Source organism: Paenibacillus sp. 01T442, from assembly GCF_056398345.1.
Window position 1 is genome coordinate 194240 of the sequence record NZ_JBFTPF010000006.1, and the last position, 15857, is coordinate 210096.

The window sequence follows — 15857 nt, forward strand, 5'->3', positions numbered from 1 at the left end:
ACATACGAAAATGGAGGTCCACCAATGATTCCGATCTACCCTTACTACAGCCAAGAAACGAAATGCAAGCAGGTACCCATTACGTTCCCACCCCAGCATCAAGACCAACAGCCTGGGCTGGAATATATAATGAACCCTATTCCCATATCGGATAACCCCGCATACAAGGGGAGTGAGAAATTGTCAGGCAAAGTTGCCATTATTACAGGTGGGGACAGTGGTATTGGACGTGCGGTAGCGATTGGATTTGCCAAAGAGGGTGCAGACGTAGCTATTGTCTATCTGTACGAACGTGAAGACGCAGTCGCGACCAAGCAGATGGTAGAGCAATACGGTGGTCGTTGTTTGTTGATCGAAGGCGATCTTCGCCATCCGGACTTCTCTATGGAAATAGTCCAAAAAACCTTGGAGTGTTATGGGAAAATCAACGTATTAGTATTAAATCAAGGTGTCCAATTCCCTCAGAAAAGCATTATGGACATCACGAACGAACAGTTGGAAGATACGTATCGTACCAATATTTTCCCTCACTTTAATTTGACAAAAGCAGCACTTCCTTACCTGCACCCCGGAAGCGCGATCATTAGTACAGCCTCTGTTACTGCCTATGCTGGAGCACCATTACTGGTTGATTATTCATCAACGAAAGGAGCTGTGGTATCCTTTACGCGCTCTTTGTCCCTTCAACTAGTAGAGCGTGGAATTCGGGTAAACGCAGTGGCACCAGGTCCCATCTGGACACCATTAATCGTATCTAGCTATTCAGCTGAATATGTGAAAACCTTTGGACTAGAAACGCCAATGAAGCGAGCTGGTCAACCGTTCGAATTGGCTCCTACCTACATTTATTTAGCTTCGGATGACTCCTCTTTCGTTACAGGTCAAGTTCTCCATGTAAATGGAGGTATTATGACAGAGACCTAACAACCTAAAATGCACACGAAGGGTTGACTAAAACCCTCATGATCTCATGGGGGTTTCTGAGTTGAGCATTTGGATGGAGGATGGGCATTGTGCCTATCCTTCTTCTCGATAAGCTTTGGGAGACTTCAAGATTTAAATTTTGATCGGCTATAATTAAACGATTTTCATGATCTTTCCATCTTGTGTGGACAGGTAAAGCTCGCCTGCCGCGTCCGTACCGAAGGAAGCAATATTCAAACCGGATGCTAGTAAAATTCGGTTCTTGATTGTTCCGTCACTTTGTTGAGATAATGCCCAAATGTTCCCCGTACCATAATCTGCGTACACGTACCAGCCGATAAGCTCGGGGAGTTTCGTGCCCCTATACACATAACCTCCGGTAATGGATACGCCTTGATCACGACCATAGGTAAACAGCGGTTGCTCTAAGCCAGTCTTATTGCAACCTTCTTTTGGTTCGTAGCATTCAAATCCTTCTTGAATATGCCACCCATAGTTTTTACCTTTTTCAATGAGATTAATTTCTTCGAATCGATTCTGGCCAACATCGGCTGCCCAAAGCTTTCCTGTTACGGTATCGAAACTGAATCGCCATGGATTCCGCAGTCCGTAGGCATAGATTTCCTTTGCCCCTTTGCCAATAAAAGGATTGTCAGCTGGAATTGCATAAAGAAGCCCATTGGCTGGCTTGTCGACGTCGATACGAAGTATTTTGCCTAGCAGGGACTGAAGGTTTTGACTATTATTCTGAGGATCTCCACTGCTGCCACCGTCTCCCGTCGCTATGTACAAATAACCATCTGGGCCGAAAGCGAGTTGCCCGCCATTGTGATTCGGGTAGGGCTGCTTAAAAGTAAAGAGCACTTGCTCGCTAGTTGGATCCAGTAAAGAGGGATTGTTAGGAAGCGTGTTATAGCGAGCGATGATTGTATGGGTCTCCGTCGTGTAGTTCACATAGGCCAACGTTGGATCCTTCGGATGGAAGGCTAGTCCTAGCAAGCCTTGTTCGTTTCCACTATCATTGACGCGACCCGTAATATCTAGCATAAGAGCGGGCTTTTCCTTTGGCTTATCCTTGTTCACGCTGATGATTCTACCAGGCTGTTCTACGATATACAGAAGTTGCGGTGAGTTAACACGATGCTCAAGTCCAACGGGATGGTCAAAGTTATTTGGCTCGAAAATAGGAGTCAGGGAAATGCTGCTCGATGTCGTGGAGGAAGGTTCGGAATCTGTGGACCAGAAGCATGCAGGTAGTACAAGTAGTAGGATTAAGCTCATACATGCAAGGTTATAACGCTTATTCATAATCGATCTCCTTCATGAAGACGACGTTAATGATCTTCTTCGGMGTGCATTTTCTTCATTTTCTTAAAAAACCATAGGTAATACCAATAGGATAATAATAACGTGATCGTTATCGTGATGAAACTCAGATACCATGTCCAATTTAAGTATTTTATTAAATCGGTGTTCTTTTCTAGTAAAACCTCGACTACTGTCATGATGGATGGGAAACTAAGTGTATACATCGTTTTAATCAGCCATGATTTATTACGAGGGAAGTGCACGTTGAAAATGGCACTTATAGCTGGGAAAACAAAGTATTCAAAGGTAAAACTTGCTTTATAGACAACGCTAAGAAAACCAACAGGGTATTCTATTAATCTTCCCTTAACAACTAATGTACCGAATAACCAAGTTGGGACTTGCATGAACATGAAACTTAATTGCGCTCTTAATAAATTCTTTCTTCTTATGAAAATAACTAAGAAAATTGCTGTCACGATCCACACGGAATAGAGAATAATCGTATCCATAGTTCAATCTCTCCTAATTATATACTAAATTAAATTATAGTCATAACTAGGACTTGTTAATCACGGATGCCCGGAAACCAGTAGCCGATTATGCTCGTGAAATAATAAAAGGGATATTCCAGATTATCTTGAATACATATTACTTCATCAAAATGAATCTTGTATGTGAGGAGAATGGTGAAATGATCTTTGTATACATAGTGATTCTAATTCTATTGGTCTATATTCTTTTCATCTTACCTACACAATGGCTAAAAATTGAACGGATTAGCTATCCACTGGATTTAAATTTAAAAATCCTACAGATTAGTGACTTGCATGTAGAACGATTAAGAATTAGTCCTACAAGACTAACTACGATTATCAATAAAGAAAAACCAAACCTTATTTGTATTACGGGTGATTTTACCAAACAACGTAAAAGTCTCTTCAAATTAGAAAAGTATCTAAGAGCTATGACTGTTGGTCAAATACCGATTTATTGCGTACTCGGCAATCATGATTATCAGCAAAAAAATGTCATGGATGTAATCAAACTATTAAGGAAGTATGGCTTACATGTATTAAGAAATGAAACAGTGCATCTAGATCAAATCGAACTAATTGGCATTGATGATTTTGATTCAGGCAAGAGCAATATAGAAAAATCCTTTCAAAAAGTTGATCAAACTAAAACGAAAGTCATTATTACGCACGATCCGAATATCGTTCTAGATTTAAATAAGTCATACGACTATTTAATGGCTGGACATCTGCATGGCAAACAATTTAATCTGCCATTTTTATTTAGAATAAAAGACGCGGGTAAATTGCCTCGCATGGGGATATATAAGGGTCTACATAAGAATCAATATGGGGTTTACTACATTTCTAAGGGAATCGGGCAGACGGGTATTAATGCAAGATTTTTAGTTCGAAGTGAGGTAACGATGCATTATTTGTAGGTTGGGAGAAGGGATGTCCGAATCCTGATTTAAATGGCTGACGAAGCGAACTCGATGAGGACTTTTAGCGGTGGATTCAGACGCCGTGCTCCTCCACCTTCGGCTCCGTCCGCGCGGGCGAACCCCTCAGGGGTTCTCATCCCCATACGGCTTCAAGAACGAAAAAAAGAACATGTCTGATGATATGTTCTTTTTATTTCGTTCGTATGGAGCCTAGGGGGATGTCCGAATCTTTACTTAAATAGCTGACGAAGTGAACTCGACGAAGACTTTTAGCGGTGGATTCAGACGCCGTGCTCCTCCACCTTCGGCTCCGTCCGCGCGGGCGAACCCTGAGGGGTTCTCACCCCCATACGGCTTCAAGAACGAAAAAAAGAACATGTCTGATGATATGTTCTTTTTATTTCGTTCGTATGGAGCCTAGGGGGATGTCCGAATCTTTACTTAAATAGCTGACGAAGTGAACTCGACGAGGACTTTTAGCGGTGGATTCAGACGCCGTGCTCCTCCACCTTCGGCTCCGTCCGCGCGGGCGAACCCTGAGGGGTTCTCACCCCCATGGTCCATACAAAAAACCACGATCCCTAAGGATCGTGGTTTTTATTGTATGGAGCCTAGGGGGATCGAACCCCTGACCTCATCGCTGCCAGCGATGCGCTCTCCCAGCTGAGCTAAGGCCCCGTGATGTCGCTTACAAACGTCGACTTTTTGTATTATACATGAATATATCGCGGCAGGCAATACCTGTCATTCAGGATTTTTCTAGCTTATGTGCATCTTAGATGCTGTATGTCGATTCTGTTGCAAACGGGGGTCGAACGTTGTTTTCGTCCGTAATTTCATGCTAACCTAGTAATATAAACTAGTTGAACGTTTGGGAGTGACGTAGAGTGTCAAACGCAGTATTGTATTKGATTTACTTGGGTATCGCTTTCGTAGTGCCGTTTGTGATTGGTGTTCTTTTGATGCGAAAAACGAACCGTTTAGGGTTCTCCTTTTGGATCACGACGGCGTTAAATATTGTGCTGACGGGTCTTGCAGCTTTGTGGTGGAAGTCTGTCACGACAGATCAGTTTCAGATGATGTTTGGGATGGCGTTTTATGGTGTATCCGCAGTGAATTTAATGGTTATTGAATTTTTTGCCCTATTCAGTATTCGCAAAAAAATGAATCCGTGAGAGAGAGAAAGGGGCCGTTATGCCGAAGTTAACACGATCGAAGACGGTATTCTACGTGTTCCTAGTGGCAGCCATTCTATGGATGGCTTTCATCTATATGAAATCTGCCGAGCCATACCAGCAGCAGAGCTTGAAGCCATACTTGGAATCGAAATTTTCCACTGAAAAGTTGAAAGAACATATCCCCAAAGTGAAGTTTACCTATGATCATCAAGTGATTTCATGGCAAGATCCCATTAATTTGATTGAATTCTTCATAAGAAAAGCAGGGCACGTTAGCGAATACGCTGTGCTTGCCCTGCTTTGGTCAATAGCTTTACTTGCAAAACCTGTCAGAATGAACATAGCTTTGATCAGCTCCTTCCTAATCTCATTGCTGTACGCAATGACAGATGAGTGGCAYCAATCGTTCGTGAAGGACCGAACGGGGCACGGCATCGATGTAGTCGTCGACGGAGTTGGTATTCTGTGTGCGCTCATTCTGATTGTCGTGGTGGTTTCCATACGTAATCGAATTAATTCCAGAAGAATAAGCTAGTTAGAAGGACGTAGACTYTTCTTTTTTTAACGGATTGCCATTTCCAATGCTCGCGGGACTGGCTTTCCAAATCTTGCTGTTGCCACTCCATTAATTTCTCTGAAACATAGAGGTCTGTTGGTTGCATTTGAGGTTCACTTTCCTTTCTTTTCCTGATACGTTTAGTTTACGCTAGAATAAGGGGAACAAAAAGAGTATAATTCACTTCAATGATTTCCCCTTTTAGAAAGGACGTTGAAGATGCAGCTACTTACTCATTTTCTGGAGCTACGTGCGGGTTTTGAGCATGGTGTTGAGCATAAACCGCAGCCCATTACATTAGAAGAATTAGCGGACAGATTATATTGCTCGACACGGAATGTAAAGATTTTATTGAAAAAGATGAGTGATCAGAATTGGATTTCCTGGAAACCTGGCCGGGGGAGAGGGAACATCTCAGAGCTTACTTTTTTGGTCTCATCGGAAGACATGATCTCGAATCAAGCGATGGCGCTTGCCAATCGAGGCGATTATTTAGGCACGATTGAGCTGATTCATCAACTAGGCAAGGGAGAGGCACTTCAGGACTCCTTTATCGAGTGGTTGTTCAGCTTTTTTGGCTATCGTACGGTTGAGCATGAGGAGCGGTTTAAGGATACATTACGCGTGCCTGTTTACAAATGGTTGGTGACGCTGGATCCTGCTCACACCTTTTTTGCGTTTGATTTTCATCTAGTGAGTCAAATTTTCGATACCCTCATACGTTATAATCCACAGACAAGGGTGATCGAGCCGCACTTGGCTCATTATTGGGAAATTAGTGAGAATGGCTTGTATTATACGTTTTATTTGCGAAAAGGCGTGCTGTTCCATCATGGCAGAGAGATGACAGCGTATGATGTAAGTTACTCTTTGTCGCGATTAAAGAAGCTTGGTCAGGCTGCCACGCAAGGTTGGATGACCGAAAGCATTGAGACGATTACAGTACTGAATCGAAGTTCGATTGCTATTGAATTAAGCCAGCCGAATGTGCTGTTTCTTCAACAGCTGGCTCATACCTCGATGGCGATTGTTCCCGAGGAAATATGCCGGGATAATGAATCAATTTTTGGGCGAATGCCCATTGGGACGGGGCCGTTCAGGCTGGAGAGAAACGATGATTACATTTGCAAGCTGCGAGCGTTTGATAGTTATTTCGGTGTGAGGCCGCATATGGATCTCATCGAATTCTGGCTGCTGCCTTCGGATCTGCAGGAATCAACACCAAGCTATGATAAGATCCAAGTGTATCGTGGCCAATCGAATTCGAGTAAGCCGGTAGGCGCGATTGATAAAGATTCAGAATGGCATCAAATTGAACAAACCATTATGGGATGCAGCTTATTAACGTTTAATCGCAATAAAAAAGGGCCGCAGTACCATCCTAATTTTAGAAAAGCGGTTGATTTGGTTATAGATCGTGAGCGAATGATTGGCGAGCTGGGTGGTTTTCGAGAAGCACCCGCAAGCAGTTTTATTCCGACAATGGAGCCGCTAGTGAGGTCTAGGACGGATTTTGAAGAAGCCAAGCGTTTGCTAAATGAAATGGGCTACAACGGCGAAACGTTACATATGTATGTCTATCGGAATAACAATGAGGATGCCATGTGGATTTGCCGGCAGTGTGCGCAGATTGGGATTCCCATCGAGATCACGATTCGGAGTGAGTCCGACATGACAAAGATGGACACCATTGACGAAGCTGATCTTATTTTTTATCACATTTGCATGGAAAGCAATTATGACCTTCATATCATCCAAACATTGAAACAAAGCAATAGCTATGTGCGCGCACATTTGAATGAAGAACGGCTGGCGTGGGTGGATTCGAATATGGAGGGGATTCTGAGTAATCCGAGCCTAGATGAGCGTATTTGTGGCTTACATCAATTGATTGCCGAGCTTCAGGAGGAGAAATCGTTTCTTTTCGTCCTTCATCGCTCCCAACAAACGACGTATCATGACTCGATTAAAGGGGTAACAATCAACGATTTAGGCTGGATTGATTTCCGTGAAATTTGGTTTACACCAAGTGTTTGATAAACAAAAAAACGACCTTACGGTCGTCTAGGAGCAGGTGGCTCAAAGCGGTGTTCCATCGCAACCCAGCGTCCATTTGCAACGAAAAAGCCTATGAATGCGAATACGATTAATCGAATAGGAATCCAAGCGGAATTAATGGATTGAAAGCTAATATATTCAAGTAAGGTCGTGAGGATTGCAGCGCCGATACCCCAAGGTACAATCCCGAACATAATTAAATATCTAGAGCGGCCTAGTTTCTTTCTCTTCAGCCATATAGCCTTATGCGAATCTTTCATGTCAAAGCTCCCTTTTTTCTTTCTAGTATAGCACTGCTGGCGAAAAATCTCGAATGGTAGAAACTCCTTCCCTTTACGACCTTTTTTTCTTACGGAAGGGGTAAACATAATCAGCATAATATGGTAGTATAAGGAAGTTGAAAAGGGGGAGTACACCATGCTTATCAAAATACTATTATTTGGATTGCTCTGGCGGATCGTTGGTAATCCGTTTCTAGCGTTACTTATTTTACTTGTCATTCTGTATGTGTTGGACAGAAGATACGTTGGTATCCTGCCGAATATTTGGAGACCGTTTCAGTTGAATCGAAGAGCATCACGTCTACGAATTGATCTTCATGCGAACCCGCACAATACGTCAGCGAAGCTGGACTTGGCGCGCATTCTGATTGAACGCAAAAAATATCAAGAAGCGCTGCCTTATTTGGAACAAACACTACCAATCATGCAGGAATCTGCCGACGTTCATTATGAAATTGGACTGTGTCTTCTGAAACTTGGCCGAATAGCTGAGGGTGAAACCTTTATGCTGAAAGCGATCGAACTCAATCCTCGTGTAAAATATGGCGAGGCCCACCTGCGCCTCGGCGAGGCGCTAGCTCCCCTTGCTCCGGAGCGTGCGGCGCAGTTTATTGAACAATTCCGCGACCTGCACTCTTCCTCGGTCGAGGCTTACTACCGACTCGGCCAGCTGTACCAGCAGCTCGGCCGCCAGGAAGACGCCAAGCGCGCGTATCGCGAGGCGCTGGACATTTACCGCGGCTTGCCTCGCTACAGCCGCAGACAGCAGCGGCGCTGKGCCTGGCTAGCGCGCATGAAATAGAAAGGTTCCGCTCATCTGCGAGCGGAACCTTTTTGTACTGCGCGAGCGTAGCCGCGCGTGAGCAGTAAAGCACCCAGCAGCCCGATAAGTACGGCTGCTGCGGTGTGCACATCATAGAGCCAAAGGCGCCCAGGCGCTGGCTCTGGCTCTGGCGTAACGCGATCCCACAGGGTGAGAATCGCGGGATGCACGAGATAGATGCCGAAGGAGGCTGCGCCTAAGGCAGATAAGAAGGCGCTGAAGCGTGAGCCGCGCCCTATCTGGTTGCGCGCCCACGGCACACAGACGAGTGGGATGGTCAGGCAATAAGCGAGCAGAGCTAGCTCGAACCACGTATTTTCGATCATAGCGAGACCATATTGCTGAAGCAGGAGCATGCCGACATAAGCGCCACCAGCTACATAGACGGCGATCCCTATCCACCTTTTGTAACGAATCGCCCAAGTCACTAACGTTGGATAATAGATGCCCATGAAGGCACCGAAGCAGAAAGAAGCCGTATAGCTTAAGCATAACGTCGCATACTCAGGCAGCGGGATTACCCAATGATGAAAGGTATAGGATGCCGCTTGAATGCCGATACCTAGAGGAATCAGGCCGCGACGCAGCCACGCGTAACGTTTGATCGCAGCAATCATCAAKGGGAACAGCGCATAGAACTGAACGATAATGACGATGTAATAGAGATGATAGCTCGCATTGCCCGAGAGGAGCAATTTAAATAGATGAAACGCATCAACATCTATCGTGCCATGAAACATGATTTGGTTATACAAATAATAGAATATGGACCAAATGATATAAGGAATTAATATCTTGTGCAGTCTTTTTGTCCAAAAAACACGTGCCATCTTGGGCTCCCAACGGTCATAATACGAATAAAACAAGACGAGACCGCTAATCCAGATAAACAAAGGAACCGTAAACAAACTAGCTTTGTTCAGGATGAAAAAGAAAGCCTGGGAGCCTGTCCCAACAGGAAGTTGAGTGGCGCTAGAGGTACCATGAATAAGTACGACAGCAAAGATGGCAAGCGCGCGTACGATGTCGATTTCTGACAGCTTGGGCTTAGATAACATCATGCAAATTCTCCTTTTTTCTCTCGTTTCACTGTAACATGATCCCCATAGGAGGACAATGGTTATAGGAATGAAAGCCCGAGTAGCTTGACGCTCTCACCTACCCGAGATAAACTGTTGATAGCATGTAAAGAGATCAATCAAGAGGGTGAATGTACGTGAGTTATGAATATTTGATGCAGGCGGTTTTACTCATATTTTTGGTTATTATCACTTTTTTTGCGATGTTGGTATGGACGAAATGGCKAAAAAGAGGACGGAGATAGACCATGTATTTTATTAATCATGAACAAATTGATGGGCGCATTCAGTTTCTGTCGGTACTCGCTGAGACGAGTCAGCAATTAGAGGCGCAATGGACACAAGGTAAGCAGAATCTGACTTGGCAGCTTTCGCAAGAACGAGTACTTCATTTGGCGATCGAAACGGTGACGGATATTGGGAGCTTGCTCATTGATGCTTTTATATTAAGAGATGCAAGCAGCTATGAAGACATCGTAGAAATCGTACATGGAGAAGGGGCTTATTCAGAGTCTTTGACGGAGACGTTGCTGCAATTAGTGAAGCTGCGCAAGCCGCTAGTACAGGACTTTGTAGAATGGCCTCGCCAAGACTTGCATCCATTAATACCGAAACTCCCAGCGGCTTTTGAGGAATTCGCGGCATCCGTTCGCGCATTTATCAAAAGTGAATTGGCATAACATACATAAGTGTTTCATAATTTACTTATTGCCTGTGATGCTGTAAAATGAGACCTAAACGAGTTCCGAGGGCAGGTGAGAGCGTGAATCAAATACTAGAAACATCGACGCGTAAAGTGATTCTTTCTATGCTCAAAACGCAGGGACCGTTAAGTGTACAAGATATGGCTAAACAACTTGGGATCACAGAGATGGCCGTTAGACGACATATTCATTCGATGGAGAAGGATGATTTGCTCGAGGCTAAGCTCGTAAGGCAAGCTATGGGACGTCCTACAAGTGTGTATACCTTAGCGCCTCAGGCTGACGAATTATTTCCCAAGAAATATTCGCAGTTAACTTTGGATTTATTAGACGAGTTATTAGAAGACGAAGGTCAAGATAAAATCGAACGGCTCTTTGAAGGTAGACAGGGGAAGCTCGAAGCTCGCTATCAGTCAAGGATGCAAGCCAAGAGCTTAGAAGATCGTGTGGCTGAATTAGCGCACATTCAGAATGAGAATGGCTACATGGTTGACTGGTCCGCGCAAGGTGATGATGCTTATATCTTTAACGAGCATAACTGCCCCATTGCAAAGGTGGCCAACACCTTTCAGCAGGCATGCCAGTGTGAGTTAGCGCTGTTCCGTAATTTGCTCGATGCCGAAGTAGAACGTACAGAGTGTCTCGCCAAAGGTGCTAATAAATGTGTGTATATCATACGTCAAAATAAATAGCTTCGAAAAAGAAGTTAAGCAGACAGGTCTGCTTAACTTCTTTTTTGTGCGAGCTGGGCGCTAGTGCCACCTCTACAGCTCGATTCCATGCTGTAACGTCAGAAATCGACTTGTACGCCTCTCCATAGTCAATTGGAGCACCGTAAGTCGAAAAAATCGACTTACAGCCCTCACCATAGTCACCTGGAGCTGTGCAACACTCTTCAGCATACTTTCAGCTAGCATTCATACAGCTATCAGCCCTGTTTAAGTATCACTTCAGGTTAGCGTTCTATACTTGATCTATCAGCAAGACAACAAAATGATAGCAATCGAGAGGCGGTAATCGTATGAATGAAGATATGAACAATAACGTGAACTTGAATGAAATAAAAGTGGAGCGTAAACCAAGCAACTCGAGAGTAAAGCCAATTTTTGCAGCTTTTATGGCGGGTGCGGTTGTCGTTGGTGGATTGATGTTTACTTCGGACAAATTGAACCTCTTTGGCTATGATACGCAAACTGTGCAGTCCAGCGCCACCGCGGCTTCAGCAGCGAACTCAGCTGCAGCTGGTGTTCAAACGGCTTCGTTGAACAATTTGGGAACCAATAGTATTTCCCAAATTACGAAAGCGTCGAGTCCAGCCATCGTCAAAATTGAAACGAAAGTCAAGCAAACAAGCACATCAGGCTCGCGAAGAAATTCGCAGCAGCAAGGAACGCAAAGTGGAGATACGATTGAGAATGGGATCGGTTCTGGTTTCATTTTTGAAGATAGCGGCTATATCTTAACGAATGAGCATGTCATTGACGGAGCAGACGAAATCGATGTTTACGTACAAGGTTATGATACCCCATTTAAGGCAACGCTACTTGGCAGCAGCTATGATTTAGATTTGGCTGTACTCAAAATTCAAGGAGACAAAGCTTTTCCAGCACTGAAAATCGGGGATTCAAATGCAGCTGAAGTAGGAGAGTGGGTTGTTGCGATTGGGAATCCATATGACTTCGATTATTCCGTTACAACAGGCGTATTAAGCGCTAAAGAACGTGAAATCAGCATTGATGATGAGCAGGGGACACGTAATTACAAGCATTTGTTACAAACGGATACGGCCATTAACCCTGGTAACTCTGGTGGGCCGCTGTTGAATTTGAATGGTGAAGTCATTGGGATTAATACGGCTGTTAATGCCGAAGCGCAGGGAATGGGCTTTGCGATCCCGGCAAGCACCATCAGCTCAGTCGTAGATAAATTGAAAAACAATGAAACTATTCCGAAAGATCCAGCACCCTACATTGGCGTAGCGTTGCAAAATATTACGGATGACATGCTGCAGGATTTGCAAATTAATAGCACCAATGGAGTGGTCGTTGCTGAAGTACAGCAAGGTTCGCCAGCGTTCAAAGCAGGAATTCGCCAGTTTGATGTCATTACGGAAGTGAACGGTAAAGGAATTGCGAATACGGAGGAACTAACGAAAGCGGTCCAAGCCGCTGCTGTTGGGGATGCTTTGAAGGTGAAAATTTCGCGCGATGGTCAAACGAAGGACGTATCCGTCGAAGTTGGAGATAAAAATGCAGTTGCCGCCTATCAAAGTTAAACAGCCCACGAAAATGCCTTAATAAAAAAGGAGCCGCGATTACTCGCGAGCTCCGTTTTCTCATACATGGGCGTACGTAAAGATTAATTAATGAAACCAGCTTTACTTAGGAATCGTTTCAGCATAGCAGCGGCCTCTGCGCGAGTCGCTTGGTTGCTAGGGCCGAGTGTTGTCTCCGTCAAGCCATTGATAATCCCAACGTCGATAGCCGTAGCCATTTCTTTCTGTGCCCAAATGATGTGGTCAGAATCGCTGAATTTGTTTAACAACGCGAGTTGCTGCGAGTCAGAAATCGCTGATTTCAGTCCTGCATAGTTCATTGTACGTACAATCATAGCGGTAAGCTCTTCACGAGTGATCTGAGCATCTGGCTTAAATGACCCGTCTTCATATCCATCAATGATGCCTGCTTTAGCTGCAGTTGCAACGGTCGTAGCGTACCAATCGGAAGCTTGGATATCGCTGAATGTCGATGTTGAAGTTTCCAGGTTTAAACCTAAGGAACGAATAGCCAGAGCTGCAAATTCAGCACGAGTAATATTGAGGTCAGGAGCGAATGTTGTATCYGTCATCCCATCAATCACGAGTTTATTGGCAAGGAGACTTACATCATCCTTAGACCAGTGGGATTCAATATCTGTAAAGTTTTTATTCATTTCGACTACTGTGTAGATGCTATTGTCGTTACGCTTCAGTATGGCAACTGTTTTGCCATCTTTAACATCGAAGATTGCAGGAACAAAGCTTATCTTATTCGTTGTCTCGTTGAAGAGAACGCCAGTAACCATCTTGGAATCTACAGCATTTGAAATGTTAAGGGAGCGAGAGACATACGTTTTGCCAAAATCAATAGACGTTGTTTTGCCATCTGGACCTACAGCAATGACATTAAAATCTACGGCATCTGTGATAGCTTTAGCACCGATTGCAGCGGCTGCAGTAGTTACCGCAGTAGCGGAATCACCGGTAAGCTTTGTAATACCTACTTTGATCTTCAAATCCTTCACTGCAATACCAAGCGATTTGGCCAAAGCATTCAAATCTAGGATCGAAAGAGGAAGCATATAAGTTCCGTTATCTGACATTACAGTAATCATAGAGCCCGATTTGCCAACAGCATCAACTAAAGCAGCTGCTGGAATAAGGGCGATGTCTCCGAATAGTTTGAGTTCAACGTTCGCACTTGAAGCTAGCGCAGTCTTCAGACTATCCTCGTTAACTTCACCGTTACTAGGTACACTAATGCTAGTCCCAGTTACTGGTGGTATCCAACCTCCACCCCCACCATAACCGCCGCCACAGTTAATCATGCATCCCGGTACATCAGGATTGGCATCTGTCGCATATACACGGCTAGAAACCGTAGAATTATATTCACCTTCTAAATAAACGGCGTCATATACGTTAGCTGTTATACCTGTATTGAACGTGAAATTGTAGTAAGTAACTCCACCTACGGTCGTTATATTGGTGTAATCAGACATGTAGGTCTTCTTTATCAGACTACTATTAGGAGCATACATATTTAGATAGACAGCTCCAGATACATTGTCATAAACGTCACTATAAACGGTTGCTGTAACATTCCCTGTCGTCTTGTCGTATGTGTACGACTTGATGCCTAGCGTTGCACCATACGCAATCACAGGTACTAGAATAGAAACGAACATGAATAGAGCTAAAACTCGAGAAACTTTTCCAGTTATTGATTTCACACGGAATGCACTCCTTTTTCTCTCTATTTGATTTTCACCGAACTGATCGTCTCTCATAAACGATGGATTCACCTCCTATGTTGATAGACTTCGAGAGTTTAGGTTCTATTTGAGTCCGTCACTTGGAAATTTGTCCCAATAATGTCGCCTATCAGAGCTAATTAGTCCACGCAGCTGCAAAAAAAACGGAGCCGCGATCACTCGCGAACTCCGTTTTCTCCTTCTCATGCACGCGACGCCGCGAGCAATTGAACCGCCTTTTCCGTGATCCAGCCGAAATTGCCGGCTTCGATTTCCTTCAGGTTGATGAGGGAGCCACCAATGCCTAGTCCATAGCAGCCGATGCTCAAAAATTGCTTGATATTGCCTTCGGTTACGCCACCGACAGCCATCATTGGGATGTGATCCAATGGCCCCATCAATTCCTTAATGTAGGGCAAGCCTAAGCTTGCACTTGGGAATATTTTAACGGCGGTCGCACCGGCTTTCCATGCTTTCACAACTTCGGTCGGCGTCATCGCACCAGGGAAGATCGGGATGCCCTCTTGCTTCGACCAGCGGATGACCTCCTCATCCAAATTCGGAGTGACCAGAAAAGCAGCCCCGGCAGCAACAGCTTGTTTGGCGTCCTCCAGATCCAGCACAGTGCCTGCTCCAATGAACATGTGATCTCCCCATTGCTTTTGAAGGTTAGAGATCATAGTGAGCGCACCAGGTGTGTTTAGCGTTACTTCCATAACGGTGATCCMACCTTGATGAAGTGCTTCAGCAACAGATAGTATGTGTGCCTCTTGAACGCCCCGGACGATTGCCACGATACGTGTGCGTTCAATTTCTTGTAAGCCTTGTTCTCGGTTCATTTGTCGATTCTCCCAACTCAAATACCACATTTTTGTTATTCATTATGACAGGTTCCTGAAATTTTTCCAATCCGCTTGTGTCAAAACAAGCCCTACCTACCTATACTGTAGTAATTCATAGGCATTCGTCTAGAAGCCTCATCAGCCCTCACAGCTCTCAGCTCATAGGAGGTGACCTACATGACATGGAGTGAGATCAGTATCGTCAGCTTGGCAGTTGCTTGTTTAGTGCTCATTGTCTTTACCGTTCGCATGTTTATTACGGCTACGCGAACGCTTCGCTTGTTAGGGGATACGGTTATTGAAGTTAAGCAGCAAATTGTCCATACGACAGAGCATGCGGAGAATCTAATGAAGCAATTAGGGCAGCTTACGGAAGAGGTACATTTGCAAGTCCTTGCTTTAGAGCCAAGTATTCAATCGGTTGAAAAGGCAGGGAAGGCAGTCGGGGAAGTCGCTTCCACGCTGCGCAAAGCCTCACACATGATGAATGATTCCTTACTAGGTGCGGAAAAGGTCGTACATACGCACCAGAAGCGTATTCACGACATCATGGAATGGGCAACGACAGGGTATGAGCTATGGCAGAGATGGCAGGCGCAGCGGAGTGCGAAATCAGATCATTAAGGAGTGGATA

At 44.6% G+C, this 15857-nt stretch carries 16 protein-coding genes and 1 tRNA gene; 10 read left to right on the forward strand and 7 right to left on the reverse strand.

Features of this window, described 5'->3' with window-relative positions; genetic code table 11:
* Positions 1 to 24 precede the first annotated feature (24 nt).
* Entirely contained in the window at positions 25 to 924 is a 900-nt protein-coding gene (locus AC1DLM_RS08430; protein ID WP_441988009.1) for an SDR family oxidoreductase, read from the forward strand.
* A gap of 153 nt (positions 925 to 1077) precedes the next feature.
* On the opposite strand, the gene AC1DLM_RS08435 is transcribed toward AC1DLM_RS08430, so the two are convergent.
* Both AC1DLM_RS08435 and AC1DLM_RS08440 read right to left on the reverse strand, forming a co-directional pair.
* Complete coding sequence (locus AC1DLM_RS08435) at positions 1078 to 2232, reverse strand: PQQ-dependent sugar dehydrogenase (RefSeq protein WP_477569709.1); 1155 nt, start codon at positions 2230 to 2232, stop codon at positions 1078 to 1080.
* 26 nt (positions 2233 to 2258) lie between these two features.
* Positions 2259 to 2744 (reverse strand): CBO0543 family protein, encoded by a 486-nt coding sequence (locus AC1DLM_RS08440; protein ID WP_477569710.1) that lies wholly within the window; start codon positions 2742 to 2744, stop codon positions 2259 to 2261.
* Between the two features lie 182 nt (positions 2745 to 2926).
* Between AC1DLM_RS08440 and AC1DLM_RS08445 the strand changes: the two genes are divergently transcribed.
* Positions 2927 to 3688, forward strand: coding sequence for a metallophosphoesterase (locus AC1DLM_RS08445; protein ID WP_477569711.1), 762 nt, complete (start codon positions 2927 to 2929; stop codon positions 3686 to 3688).
* 608 nt (positions 3689 to 4296) lie between these two features.
* Here AC1DLM_RS08445 and AC1DLM_RS08450 read toward each other — a convergent pair.
* Positions 4297 to 4369, reverse strand: a tRNA-Ala gene (locus AC1DLM_RS08450).
* A gap of 209 nt (positions 4370 to 4578) precedes the next feature.
* Between AC1DLM_RS08450 and AC1DLM_RS08455 the strand changes: the two genes are divergently transcribed.
* From AC1DLM_RS08455 to AC1DLM_RS08465, 3 genes are all read left to right on the forward strand, one after another.
* Complete coding sequence (locus AC1DLM_RS08455) at positions 4579 to 4866, forward strand: hypothetical protein (protein ID WP_477569712.1); 288 nt, start codon at positions 4579 to 4581, stop codon at positions 4864 to 4866.
* A gap of 19 nt (positions 4867 to 4885) precedes the next feature.
* On the forward strand, positions 4886 to 5404 hold the full coding sequence (locus AC1DLM_RS08460; protein ID WP_441988019.1) for a VanZ family protein: 519 nt from the start codon (positions 4886 to 4888) through the stop codon (positions 5402 to 5404).
* Positions 5405 to 5644: 240 nt separating this feature from the next.
* A complete protein-coding gene (locus AC1DLM_RS08465; protein WP_477569713.1) occupies positions 5645 to 7462 on the forward strand; it encodes an ABC transporter substrate-binding protein in 1818 nt (605 codons plus the stop codon).
* Between the two features lie 17 nt (positions 7463 to 7479).
* On the opposite strand, the gene AC1DLM_RS08470 is transcribed toward AC1DLM_RS08465, so the two are convergent.
* On the reverse strand, positions 7480 to 7743 hold the full coding sequence (locus AC1DLM_RS08470; protein ID WP_477569714.1) for a hypothetical protein: 264 nt from the start codon (positions 7741 to 7743) through the stop codon (positions 7480 to 7482).
* 157 nt (positions 7744 to 7900) lie between these two features.
* Here AC1DLM_RS08470 and AC1DLM_RS08475 point away from each other — a divergent pair, with 157 nt between their 5' ends.
* Positions 7901 to 8566 carry a tetratricopeptide repeat protein gene (locus AC1DLM_RS08475; RefSeq protein WP_477569715.1) on the forward strand — a complete coding sequence of 222 codons (666 nt, stop codon included), beginning with the start codon at positions 7901 to 7903 and terminating at the stop codon, positions 8564 to 8566.
* A gap of 11 nt (positions 8567 to 8577) precedes the next feature.
* Here AC1DLM_RS08475 and AC1DLM_RS08480 read toward each other — a convergent pair whose 3' ends face one another.
* Positions 8578 to 9648 carry an acyltransferase gene (locus AC1DLM_RS08480; protein ID WP_477569716.1) on the reverse strand — a complete coding sequence of 357 codons (1071 nt, stop codon included), beginning with the start codon at positions 9646 to 9648 and terminating at the stop codon, positions 8578 to 8580.
* Between the two features lie 266 nt (positions 9649 to 9914).
* On the opposite strand from AC1DLM_RS08480, the gene AC1DLM_RS08485 reads away from it, so the two are divergent.
* From AC1DLM_RS08485 to AC1DLM_RS08495, 3 genes are all read left to right on the forward strand, one after another.
* A complete protein-coding gene (locus AC1DLM_RS08485; protein WP_477569717.1) occupies positions 9915 to 10346 on the forward strand; it encodes a DUF86 domain-containing protein in 432 nt (143 codons plus the stop codon).
* A 47-nt stretch (positions 10347 to 10393) separates the two neighbouring features.
* Positions 10394 to 11062: a helix-turn-helix transcriptional regulator gene (locus AC1DLM_RS08490; protein ID WP_477569718.1), complete on the forward strand. Its 669-nt coding sequence runs from the start codon at positions 10394 to 10396 to the stop codon at positions 11060 to 11062.
* A gap of 329 nt (positions 11063 to 11391) precedes the next feature.
* The gene (locus AC1DLM_RS08495; protein WP_477569719.1) at positions 11392 to 12645 is read left to right on the forward strand and encodes a S1C family serine protease; all 1254 of its coding nucleotides are present in this window, start codon (positions 11392 to 11394) and stop codon (positions 12643 to 12645) included.
* A gap of 83 nt (positions 12646 to 12728) precedes the next feature.
* Here AC1DLM_RS08495 and AC1DLM_RS08500 read toward each other — a convergent pair whose 3' ends face one another.
* Positions 12729 to 14360 (reverse strand): S-layer homology domain-containing protein, encoded by a 1632-nt coding sequence (locus AC1DLM_RS08500; protein WP_477569720.1) that lies wholly within the window; start codon positions 14358 to 14360, stop codon positions 12729 to 12731.
* 224 nt (positions 14361 to 14584) lie between these two features.
* On the reverse strand, positions 14585 to 15220 hold the full coding sequence (locus tag AC1DLM_RS08505; protein ID WP_477569721.1) for a bifunctional 4-hydroxy-2-oxoglutarate aldolase/2-dehydro-3-deoxy-phosphogluconate aldolase: 636 nt from the start codon (positions 15218 to 15220) through the stop codon (positions 14585 to 14587).
* Positions 15221 to 15400: 180 nt separating this feature from the next.
* Between AC1DLM_RS08505 and AC1DLM_RS08510 the strand changes: the two genes are divergently transcribed.
* Positions 15401 to 15847 carry a DUF948 domain-containing protein gene (locus AC1DLM_RS08510; protein ID WP_477569722.1) on the forward strand — a complete coding sequence of 149 codons (447 nt, stop codon included), beginning with the start codon at positions 15401 to 15403 and terminating at the stop codon, positions 15845 to 15847.
* Positions 15848 to 15857 lie beyond the last annotated feature (10 nt).

What these genes read in the sequence shown, in the direction of transcription:
- AC1DLM_RS08465 (WP_477569713.1), top strand. Translation starts at nt 5,645, where the DNA reads ATGCAGCTACTTACTCATTTTCTGGAGCTACGTGCGGGTTTTGAGCAT.
- AC1DLM_RS08490 (WP_477569718.1), top strand. Translation starts at nt 10,394, where the DNA reads ATGAGACCTAAACGAGTTCCGAGGGCAGGTGAGAGCGTGAATCAAATA.
- AC1DLM_RS08470 (WP_477569714.1), bottom strand. Translation starts at nt 7,743, where the DNA reads ATGAAAGATTCGCATAAGGCTATATGGCTGAAGAGAAAGAAACTAGGC.
- AC1DLM_RS08430 (WP_441988009.1), top strand. Translation starts at nt 25, where the DNA reads ATGATTCCGATCTACCCTTACTACAGCCAAGAAACGAAATGCAAGCAG.
- AC1DLM_RS08510 (WP_477569722.1), top strand. Translation starts at nt 15,401, where the DNA reads ATGACATGGAGTGAGATCAGTATCGTCAGCTTGGCAGTTGCTTGTTTA.
- AC1DLM_RS08495 (WP_477569719.1), top strand. Translation starts at nt 11,392, where the DNA reads ATGAATGAAGATATGAACAATAACGTGAACTTGAATGAAATAAAAGTG.
- AC1DLM_RS08435 (WP_477569709.1), bottom strand. Translation starts at nt 2,232, where the DNA reads ATGAATAAGCGTTATAACCTTGCATGTATGAGCTTAATCCTACTACTT.
- AC1DLM_RS08445 (WP_477569711.1), top strand. Translation starts at nt 2,927, where the DNA reads ATGATCTTTGTATACATAGTGATTCTAATTCTATTGGTCTATATTCTT.
- AC1DLM_RS08485 (WP_477569717.1), top strand. Translation starts at nt 9,915, where the DNA reads ATGTATTTTATTAATCATGAACAAATTGATGGGCGCATTCAGTTTCTG.